The sequence below is a fragment of the Vibrio sp. 10N.222.48.A3 genome, assembly GCF_041475345.1.
In the GTDB taxonomy this organism is placed as follows: Bacteria; Pseudomonadota; Gammaproteobacteria; order Enterobacterales; family Vibrionaceae; genus Vibrio; species Vibrio tasmaniensis_A.
Genome location: NZ_JBFRVX010000527.1, coordinates 1 through 1,743, shown reverse-complemented (window position 1 = coordinate 1,743; position 1,743 = coordinate 1). Strand labels below are relative to the sequence as shown.

The 1,743-nt window shown below is 43.0% G+C and carries 2 protein-coding genes; both read left to right on the top strand.

Annotation, left to right across the window (positions count from 1 at the left end; genetic code table 11):
- Positions 1 to 25: 25 nt before the first annotated feature.
- The gene (locus AB4653_RS15260; RefSeq protein WP_009847156.1) at positions 26 to 892 is read left to right on the top strand and encodes a phosphotransferase; all 867 of its coding nucleotides are present in this window, start codon (positions 26 to 28) and stop codon (positions 890 to 892) included.
- A gap of 96 nt (positions 893 to 988) precedes the next feature.
- Positions 989 to 1,528, top strand: a complete 540-nt coding sequence (gene ycfP, locus AB4653_RS15255; RefSeq protein WP_009847155.1) for an alpha/beta hydrolase YcfP — start codon at positions 989 to 991, stop codon at positions 1,526 to 1,528.
- Positions 1,529 to 1,743: the final 215 nt, after the last annotated feature.

Here is a 1,743-nt window from a genome sequence, read left to right as displayed (position 1 = left end):
GTTAAGACGTTTATAGGGAGTAAATATGGCGATTTTTTCTTGGTCTGAAGCAAAGCTTCTTGATACCAGTTTGAGTTCTCTTGATGGCTACTTTTCTGAGCCTCCAATCAGAGCACAGACACTGACAGGTGGGTTGACTAATCGATGTTGGAAATTGGTTTTAGCCGATGGCACCGCGTATGTTTGGCGTCCAATTACCCCCATCACCAAAGCGTTCTTCATCTCTCGCCATGAAGAGTATCAAGTACTGTCTGCTATTGAGCGTCTAGATATCGGACCAAGTCCGATAGTGGTCAATGAGCAAGGCTTACTGGTTGAATGGATCGCGGGTGAGACGTTGTACGAAGGACTCGAGCAGGATGATTTACTGAAGACGCTGATCTCAGTGCATTTGGTTAATACTGCGCGACTGCCGCTCCAACCGTTCAGCTATACGGCTCGAGTTGACCACTACTGGCTTCAGCTTGATGCGGTTCATAAGACTGAAACCTGCACCAAGATTTATCAAGAGTGGCGCGTGGCTCCAAGTATCCCAAGTGTAGGCCTGTCTTTGTGTCATTTTGATCTCGGTGGCTATAACCTTGTGAAGAATCAAGATGGGATTAAGATCATTGACTGGGAATACGCAGCGCTAGCAGACCCAAGGCTTGATCTTACGCTGACTATTGCTGTTGCCCGATTACCAGTTATAGAAGCTGTTAATAAGTACTGTCAGCTAAGAGGTATCCATGATCCCCAATCTTGGCTTGACGGAGTAGAAGCCTGGTTACCAAGAAGCCAAATGATGGCAATGCTGTGGTATTTACTTGCTCATCAGCTATGGGGCGATGACAGTTATCTGCGTGAAGCAGAGGCTCTTAGTCACACTTTATGTAGCTATGATCACGTTTAGGAAGTGAAAAATATAATTTCAGAGGTCTTCCCTTTAAAACCTTGTTTTTCGTGTTAGATTGATCAAAACGTACCAATATTCAATGGGGGAGGTACAATGATTATCTATCTACACGGCTTCGACTCAACAAGCCCGGGCAATCACGAAAAAATACTGCAGTTGCAATTCATTGATGATGACGTTCGTTTCATCAACTACAGTACTTTGCATCCAAAACACGATATGCAGCATCTGCTTAAAGAAGTGCATAAGGTGATAGAGCAATCCGATGATCCGCATCCCATTATTTGTGGTGTAGGTTTAGGTGGTTTTTGGTCTGAGCGTATTGGTTTCTTATGTGGAATTAAGCAGGTGGTGTTCAACCCTAATCTGCATCCTGAGAATAACATGGTGGGTCGAATTGACCGTCCAGAAGAATACGAAGACATCGCAACTAAATGTGTTGCTCAGTATCGTATGAAAAACAAAGGACGCTGTTTGGTAGTGTTGTCTCGTGAAGATGAAATCCACGACAATACCAAAACCGCTGCCGCGCTAGAAGATTACTACGACGTAATCTGGGATGAGAAAGAGAGTCATAAATTCAAAAAGATCTCTCAACATCTTCAAGCAATGAAAGCGTTCAAAAACGCTTAATCAATCTGGATGCTTTATAAAAGCAGTGCTCAATGAGTGCTGCTTTTTTACATCTGAACTTTTGCGTTCGTGTTTCATAAAGCGGTTATCGCTGTTTTATCTGTGAGTTTGCGCATTTATAGATCAGTTTGCGCAAACGTTAACTAATTAGTCGCGAATCCTCATTGAGGGTAAGGATTTTTTTGTTGCGGTCATCTTTTTGCTATATATAATGT